This window comes from Alteromonas sp. McT4-15, from assembly GCF_020515205.1.
Lineage (GTDB): Bacteria > Pseudomonadota > Gammaproteobacteria > Enterobacterales > Alteromonadaceae > Alteromonas.
This window is the reverse complement of sequence record NZ_JAJALG010000093.1, coordinates 1-1,581: the sequence shown is the minus strand read 5'-3', so window position 1 is coordinate 1,581 and position 1,581 is coordinate 1. Positions and strand designations below refer to the sequence as shown.

Here is a 1,581-nt window from a genome sequence, read left to right as displayed (position 1 = left end):
TAGACACAATGACTCCCTGTGAAATGCTAGCCTCCGCATTTTCGTGGGTTAGCTGAAAGCCAGTGCCATAATTAGTTTGCTTAAGACTAAATCATTTGGAGGCTAGCATGAACAAACATAGCATGATTTTTATCGGGTTGGATACGCATAAAGAGTTTCATGAAGTTGCTTATTGTGAGGAACAGCGTGGCGCGACGCCCGTTCATTATGGTCGTATTCCCTCGTCTAAGGTCAGTGTGAAAAAGCTGCTTCGTCAGTTTGAATCTAAATATCCCGGCGCAACACTTCACGTTGTTTATGAAGCTGGACCGTGTGGTTATTGGATTTATCGTCTGATAACAAGCTTGGGACACTGTTGCTATGTCGTAGCTCCGTCTCTTATTCCCAAAAAGCCGGGAGAGCGAATTAAAACTGACCGTCGAGATGCGCTTAAGCTCGTTAGGTCACTAAAGTCTGAAGACCTTACACCCATCTACGTGCCCGAGCCGGAAGATGAAGCTGTGCGGGATTTATCTCGAGCTCGAGAAGCAGCAATGAAGGATTTAAAAGAAGCCAAGTACCAGCTTAAAGCGTTACTCTTGCGAAATAATATACGCTATGAAGGCACCGCCAACTGGTCGAAGAAACACCTTCGCTGGCTCACGGAATTGATATTGCCTCATCCGGCTCAGCAAATTGTCTTGCAGGAACAACTGCAAACCATTGAGGAACGTATCCGGCGACTGGAAAGGCTCGACAATGAGTTAACCCACCATGTGCACCAATGGCGCTATTATCCGGTAGTGAAAGCCGTTCAGGCGATGCGAGGCGTTCGATTGCTCGTTGCTGTTGGCGTGGTAGCAGAACTTGGCGATTTACATCGCTTCGACCATCCAAGAAAGCTCATGGCTTATCTGGGCTTAGTTCCCAGTGAACAATCATCAGGTGGAAAGCGACACTTAGGAGCCATTACAAAAGCAGGAAATGGCCGAGCAAGGCGTTTACTGATTGAGGGGGCGCACAGCTACCGTTATCCGGCTAACGTCTCTACTGAATTACAGTTAAGGCAGGAAGGCTTACCTAAAGACATCGTCGATATCGCTTGGAAAGCACAGCTTCGCTTGTGCAAACGCTATCAGCGCATGAGTAAAAAGGGCAAACACTACAATTTAATCATTACCGCGATAGCCAGAGAAATGGCGGCATACATCTGGGCTATTGCAAAGGAAGTGGTACTCACGCCGGTAAACCCAAAATTAAGACTAAGCCGAGTACCTGCATGAAAAACGAGTTTGAGCTAACGCATTCGGGTCAGGCCGCGGGATGTGGCACAACCTACGAGGGCGTTATGATGGCAACAACCTAACGGTTGTTGAACCACGAGCATAGACTGATGAGAAGGTGCTACGGCGGAACATGTAAGGTCAGCTCTGCTTATTTATTGGATAAGTAGCCTACGAATACCAGCATAATAACCGACGACATTACTGCCTCATCCGGTGCGTTAGCTCATTTAATATGAGTGAGGAACACAGCTAATTATGGGCTGAAAGAGTGTCAGGGAAGCGCTCGTTCAGGGTTGACAAAGGGAGTCATACCAAC

At 47.5% G+C, this 1,581-nt stretch carries 1 protein-coding gene; it reads left to right on the top strand.

The features are described from left to right. Positions 1-107 precede the first annotated feature (107 nt). The gene (locus LHL20_RS20885) at positions 108-1,262 is read left to right on the top strand and encodes an IS110 family transposase (RefSeq protein ID WP_226434684.1); all 1,155 of its coding nucleotides are present in this window, start codon (positions 108-110) and stop codon (positions 1,260-1,262) included. Positions 1,263-1,581: the final 319 nt, after the last annotated feature.